Below are 7,326 nucleotides of genomic sequence, written 5' to 3' on the forward strand. Positions count from 1 at the left end.
TATTGCCGATGCCAGTCAGACATGTAACAACCTGTCCAAAGTCCTTTCAATGGAAGATGCCAGCGCAGTGGCCTCGGCCCTTCATGAGTATGTATCCTTTTGAGCAGTCGAATGAGATATTTAATTGTAAAGGTTCAAAGGCTATGTACTTCGGTTCATAGCCTTGTTTCAATAAATCAGGATTGACTTACTGAAACAAGCCTACGAAAATGAGCTGCAACTCCGGCAGGAATGTGATGCTTCTGAACTGACTGCGCCGTGCAGGAGGAGAAATCTCCGAAAACAATTCGCTGAAACCTCCTCCCATAATTCGCCGTTTGACATAAAAGCACCGCCAGAAGTGTAGCACCGGCAAAAAAATTGAAACCATGAACTGATCCAAATATCAAAGAAGTCACTATTGCTATCCATATTATATGTGACTTCTTTTTATTTTGCCTCATCAGATATGACACAGGAAGTCCTCTGAAAACGGTCTCTTCAACAGTTCCTGCAACACCTGCCATTAGTACAGAGTGAAGAGTCGGTGCTCCCAAATTAGTTTTTAGAATAAGCGAAGTAATAATATCAGGAAGCAGCACGATAACAAGGATAATTAAGCCTGTAATTAACCATCTTTTAAGATCTTTTGTCTTTAGGGAACCCTCATACTCAGGATAAAACCACCTTTTATGAACAAGTAAAGTCAATAATGCTCCAAGTATCATCCCTATATACATGATCTCTTCTTTCGGAAGCAGAATCACATTTCCCAAAATTACCGCCACTATAACTGAGATAAAGTATGTAAAAAGGTACCCCCAGATAATAAGCAATATGGATCCAATAAACCAGTGTTCATTAAGAATTTTGTGATTAATGATCTTCTTTTGTCTAGTTTCCATGCTTGAGACTCTCCTTACACATTGTTATATTATTTTAAATACCCTAACTTATTACTGCACGTTTACTATCTTTGAAGTCATCTTTCTCTGATATACATCAGTTAAAACTCCGCCAATTATATAGTCACCATCCTCTATTGCTTTGAATTCAACCTTCGGGCTGCCGCTAGCTGGTACAACAACAGGCCTTCCTTCCGTTGTAGAGCTTATTAGCTTGCCATCCTGTGTGTATCTGTCAAATACAAACTGCAGGGTATCTCCGGCCTCCAGCTTTCCCATTCCCTTTGAATCATTTTTGCCAAAATGGCTTGATCCCAGATACTTCATTTCACCAGCATTTTCTACCTGATAAAGATTAGTCTTACAGTCAGCTATGATTTCCCAAATACTCTCATCTAGCTCTAGACTGTACCCTTCACCTTCTTTGCTCAAAGGAATATCCACAAGTGCCTCGCTGTTGTCATAATCTTCAAAGCCTTCTATATACCATTCTTCTTGTGTGTCATCCTGCATTTTTATGAAGAGATTACTTAACATTTCTGTAGTACTGGATGAAGATAAAAGGGTTTCCAGTAGAGCGTTGGAAACGTATTCCTCGCTTTCCATTGCCTTTTTCTTCTGAGCTGCCATGATACTGAATGCATCATCATAGAGCCTGTATTCATTCTCATTTCCTAAAGCCACAAGCTGCTTTCTGGTATCTGTGTAGGCAAACGTGAATTTACACGGGAATGCAAATGCTTCACCATTTATGCCGTCTGCAGAATTCTTATTCCTATATAAGATACTGGCTCTGACTGAATCTATTACCTCATCAATATCTTCATCTGCAGCAATGGTATTGTCATAATCTGCTTCTTTCAGCTTAGACAAAAAGTCTGTTAGGTCAATCTGAAGGTCACTGCTAAATGCATATGCATCATTAGCTGCTACTGCTACATCCGCAAAATCCTTTTTGCTGTTCTTTACTGCGTCATCTGTTTTAGCGAATAGGCCGCTAAGCTTAGCATATGCTGGTTTTGCCAGGAATGTATCTATTAATGAAAGTGTTGATCTTGTATCAGTTTTTCCATCTGCTACAGCAGTATTAAGCTGATCAAAACAAGAAATAATATCAGTAGCAAGGGATTCGGTTGGCATAGTAGGATCCTGAGCAAGCTTACCGAAAGGTGATACATAGTACCATCCGCAGCCGCCTGCCTGCATGACAAATGTGACTCCATCTCCCTGCTTTGTTGCCTCTTTTATCTGCCTTAAATTAAGAGAAGCAAGTCCCGCCTTGTCCTCAAGGTTGGATCCTATTACATAAGCAAGAACCACTACATTTTGAGCGTCTGAATAGTCTGTGTAAAAATGTTCTCTACTTGGATCAAACTCTTTAATCCTTGCAGAACCAAGGTAATCCTCTCTTTTTATTACATCTGAGTTTCCTTCAATACCACTAAGGGCGCTGCTAATTTCATCTAGTTGCTTATAAATCAAAAGAGAAGGCGGTGTAGTACTCACAGACTGTTTACCAACTATAAAAACGAAGATTCCAATCTCAAGAACAGACACAACTACAAGTCCGGCTTTAAGAAGGAATCCAACTACTTTTCCATGCTGCTTAACAGGTCCAAGGTCAGGATGCGCGAAAGTGGCCTTTCCAAGCCCTAAAACAGGAAGAAAGACTACCGGGAAAAGAACCAGTAAAAGCGTGAAAAATTTCTTTTTGCCAAATGCCTTTGAGAGCCTGACATAAAAACGTATTAAGAATAACTCATAAACTATTGCTGCGATATTGGTAAACATCCAGCCCTTGCTCTCCTTAGGCCCTAAGTAAATGGCTCCGAGCATAAGAATCGCCGCTATTGCAAAGGATCTGTAGAAGGTTCGCATTCTCTTAAACAGAACAGTTGAAAGCTCCCGCTCTGCAAGAATACTAATTACTATTTTACGCAGCTGCCTTTCTATTTTCTCTTATACTTCTTTCTTATATACCAGCTGTAGCCATAGAAGATAAGCTGTTTTTCCTCTTCGTCAAAAACAGGTGATAAAGACTCTGTCATCCAGTTCCTTGCCTGATCAGCACTTATATTTCCGCACTCTATCTGCGCATTAACATTTGACTGTATAAGCATAAAATCCACAAAAGCGCCAATTCCAAAGGAATACTGCATGTCATATTCTGTCTGTTTTTCCATGATGAATCCTTCCGAAAGATCGGCCTGAGTCCACTTATTCTCTTTTCTTGGAGGCTTAGGGAATCTTTTCAGATAATCATTCTGATACCATCTGGTATAAGCATCATTTCCAACCATCCTGTCAGTGATTCCAAAATCGTATATGACTATAACGCCATCATCCTTGAGAACCTCAGTCATATTTGCCATAAATTTCTTCTCATCCACCCAGTTTATGCATCCTGCAGCTGTTACAATGTCATACTTTTCTTCCGGAATCTTAGTTTCTTCGGCCCCTGCAACATAGAAAGAATATGATTTATCATTTCCGTACAGCTCTTCACATACCTCAACCATTGCAGTTGCAATATCCGTTCCTGTTACTTTATCGCATATAAGTCTTAAAGCCTTTGTTGAAAGACCTGCTCCGCACCCCACATCGAGTCCCTTGGAAAACACAAAACCTGTGTCAAGCCCTAAATCTTTCTGTAGTTGTTCTATTACTGACTTGTGGAGCCAGGGTCTCTTTGCATAGCCCTGAGCAATTCTTTTTGAATCAAATGATTTATTATCCAATTTTCCAGCACTCCTAATACATTAGAAATATTTTTTCCCACAATAATATATCAGAAAATAGCCATTTATCAGCATTATCTCTATCACATTTACACCATTTAAAACAGGTCCAGTGAGCTATCCAAATATATTTCTTCTCTAACCTTTAGCCAGTACTCCGGCTTAGTCATGTAATAAAGAAGAAATTCAAGGATCAACGCACTTCCAAGACTCCTTCCTTCTATCTTAAAATTTGAAAATCCCATAGGCATATAAGTGCCAAGAATATCTTCTATTCCTATAAATCCCGGGTTTTTCATCGCATCTGAAAACCGATACCCACGATATGAATCAGGCGATACACAAATATGGTCTTCACATTCTTCCCCCAAGCACTTCCTACTGACATTTTCATAGCAATTCTTTCGGTCATAGCAATCAAAACTGCAACATTCATTGCATAGAAATTCAACCTTATCCTTATACTCCTTTGGTAATTCCTTGAGCTTTGTAAAAGACTTATTTAACCTGAAATCCGGAACCACATACTTAAACTCTTTTCTCTCAATTTCTTTTTCCAGCTGCGAAAAATCTCTAAGCACCTTCGTAGTTGATGACACAAAATAAAACTCAGGATAATTCTCTCTTATATAATCAAGAAGAAGGTCCGATGAAATAATAACTCCATTTTTGCAGGAAGAACTCTTTTCAAACAAAGAACACAGGTAATTGCATTTTTTGTCTAAAAGATGCTGCTCTTTAAGTAGTGAATTACTAAAAGTAAGGCGCGATGAAATATTGTACTCCTTCATAAGCGCTGCTACATCATATGGATTTTCTTCACCGAAGCCGGCTCTGCCTCCTCCCCATATACAGTCATAAGGCGCACCATAAATAGAGCCAATATCGCACCATTCATAAAAACACTCCCTGTGCTCACGATATAGTGGGAGAAAAACTTTGTACAGTTCGTAAAATTCAAATAAGCCGGGCAGATGATAAAAAGCAGTCATGATTTTTTCCTTACTTCCTACTTAAGCTTCAATACTAATTTCTAATAGGTACTATTATAGCCTAAACACACCATTTTTTTCTATTTGAATAAAGAAAAATGAGGCTCCCACATATATGTGAAAGCCTCATAATAGCCCCTTATTCCACCGTTTTCTTTCTCTTATGATTTACATAAAATATGTAGCAGCCATTTCTGATGGTGTCATTGTACGGAAACCTCCATTGATAACATCCAGAGCTTTGTCATAGTTTTTAAATCCCTGATCCTTGATTTTTTCCTTGTAGGCATCGAGTTCTTTCTGGGACACCGGCTCAAAACTATCTGACTGGTAAAGCTCTGCACTTTCATCTGGAATTGTGAACTGTGCAGCCGTTCGATCCATCATCTCCTCTAAGCGACTTTCTTCTGCTTCCTTATCATCAACTGGCTGTATCCATGCTTTTTTATTATCCCAGATTTCAGGATGCGCCATCATAAAAGCCTGTCCTGCTGCCACACTACTGCACTTATGCTTCTTCATGTACTTTTCAATAAATGTCTTATATTCTTTATGATATGCCTTCGGAAGGTCAGTACATCCCTTCTCTCCACGCATATTTATAAAACCATGAAAACCAAGAGGCACGTTAGAAATCATGTTTGCCACAAAATATCCATCCGGATCAAGTGTTGCCACCTCTTCTGGATTGTTCTTTTTCAAAGCCTCAAGATAATTGGCATAATTTGCTCCCACAATGACATTTGTTGATGTGCAACATGCCAATATTTCCATCTTCAAATATGCATTCATGGTCATGATCTTGTCCACCGGAGTCATTAATATAAGTCTGCTTCCTCCACCGTTCATTATCCTGGCTGCCGCATTTATCATCTGCCTGTTTAGCATATATACCTTTTGATGGAACATTTCCTCCATATATTGCATTTTTTCCGGATCATCCTGCCATGCCTTTCTCATAGGCGATCTATCAAAAGATAGTGCCATGATCTGCTCTCGCATCTCAGCATCTGTACGAAAAAGATGATGACTTCCTTTGAAATGGGTAAGAATTCGATCCAAATTGTCATTATATATTATAGATGGATCAGTTGTCTTTGAATGACCAAAAGTGATGTCACCGTACTGCTTATTAAAGTACTTAGCTGCATAATCCCTCATCCATTTCTCAAATTCCTGATATCCATATCTTTTACACATTGCATCATTTGTGTCGGCTTTTGCTTTGAGTTCCTTATTTGTAACTTCCTGGAAAAGACAAGTCAGAGACAATGCACCTGTTTTCTTTTCAGGAACATGGAGAAGATCCGGAATCATATTGTAATCCTGAGGAAGCTGGAATCGCTCTTCCTCAATAATTCTAATAGCATCATAAATTCTTGCCGAAGGATCATCCTGCAATTCTTTTTTCATCCTTTCATTCAAAAGGTCCGACTTTAGCATCAGCTCCTTCAGCTGTCCGATCTTGTTATCTCTATCATCTCCTTTTGCGGTCTTAAGGCTCTCTTGAATTTTCTCAATCTTACTTAAAATAATCTGATTTTTCTTTGATGTCTGCTCGCGCAATTTCTCACAACCAGCCTTGGATTCATTCTGAAAAGCAGGTTCCTTTGAAAGCCGAAGTGCATAGAGCCTGTCTGCTTCAGCAAAAGGATTTTCCTGTTTCTTTAACTCATTATCGAAAAGGGGCAGTCCTGCTGCCAAGCGTAAATTTCTCTCAAGGACCTTGCTAACTGCAAGCATCCTCCTATAATGAGATTTTGCAAAAACCTCTTTACTCTTTGGATAGGATGAAAGATCCACCGGAACCTTGGCACGATACGAAGGATCCAAAAGAATCTGTTTTTTTACGCGAAACAGTGAAGACATATCATCCAACGTCTGCAGACGTTTTCTCTCCTCACCCTTCATACCAACTTCAAAATCCGGATTCATCTTTAACAGGCGCTTAAACGCTTCAGTCATCCCTGAAAGCTGTTCGTACTTTTCAAGGCACATTGTAAACCGCTTATCATCCAAAAGCTCCATTGGCTCGGCATTGATTCCCAAAAGTTTATCAAAAAGGCTCTTAAGAGCTATAGCTCTTCCGTTTTGCTTTTCTCCATATTGAGACACCAGCCTCGACATTTCATCAAACTTGAAGACACTCTCAAACTCTGAAAGTGACATCATGACCTTATAGCCCACCTTCTTTTTGATCTCAATATCCACAGCATCTCTTATATACACCTTCTTGCTGGCTGCAAATTCATGAACCATCCTCGCTGAATGAGCTTCAAGTTCTTTTATACGTTGCTTCTGGGCATCTGTGAGAATCTTATTTTTCTTAAGAGCGACCATTTCTGACTGAATCTTTTTCATGCCTGTTTCATAAGCAGCCTTATTTCTTTTCAGTTCTTTAGTATCATAATCCACCTGATTTTTCTGTAATTCTATAGTCATCTTTACAGCATTCTTCTTTACTGTTTCAGGGTCCTTTCCTTTCACCTCTTCCTTATCCGAATTAACAAAAACATTTCTTTTTGCATTTATTCGTTTCTCATCTTGCTTTTTTATATCTTCTTCAAGTAACCTCTTTTCTTCCTGGCGCTTTAACTCTTCCTCTCGTTCTTTTACTGCCTTTTTCTTATCTGCTTTTTCTCTTTCTTCCTGCTCTTTTAAGTCTTCTTCTGTCAAGGCAATTGGACTCTTATATGTAACATCCGCTTCCTT

Annotated in this window: 5 protein-coding genes; all 5 read right to left on the reverse strand. The window is 39.1% G+C overall.

From position 1 onward, the window contains the following. Window positions 1-176 precede the first annotated feature (176 nt). Window positions 177-884 (reverse strand): CPBP family intramembrane glutamic endopeptidase, encoded by a 708-nt coding sequence (locus tag BM086_RS15535; RefSeq protein WP_092328848.1) that lies wholly within the window; start codon window positions 882-884, stop codon window positions 177-179. Between the two features lie 51 nt (window positions 885-935). Next, a complete protein-coding gene (locus tag BM086_RS15540) occupies window positions 936-2,762 on the reverse strand; it encodes a DUF5684 domain-containing protein (protein WP_141107762.1) in 1,827 nt (608 codons plus the stop codon). 71 nt (window positions 2,763-2,833) lie between these two features. Next, the gene (locus BM086_RS15545) at window positions 2,834-3,622 is read right to left on the reverse strand and encodes a class I SAM-dependent methyltransferase (protein WP_175560313.1); all 789 of its coding nucleotides are present in this window, start codon (window positions 3,620-3,622) and stop codon (window positions 2,834-2,836) included. Between the two features lie 98 nt (window positions 3,623-3,720). Continuing rightward, entirely contained in the window at window positions 3,721-4,614 is an 894-nt protein-coding gene (locus BM086_RS15550) for a hypothetical protein (protein WP_092328861.1), read from the reverse strand. 168 nt (window positions 4,615-4,782) lie between these two features. Then, window positions 4,783-7,326: hypothetical protein (locus BM086_RS15555; protein WP_175560314.1), on the reverse strand; the 2,544-nt coding region annotated here is incomplete at its 5' end.

It is taken from the genome of Butyrivibrio sp. YAB3001 (genome assembly GCF_900112195.1).
In the GTDB taxonomy this organism is placed as follows: domain Bacteria; phylum Bacillota; class Clostridia; order Lachnospirales; family Lachnospiraceae; genus Butyrivibrio.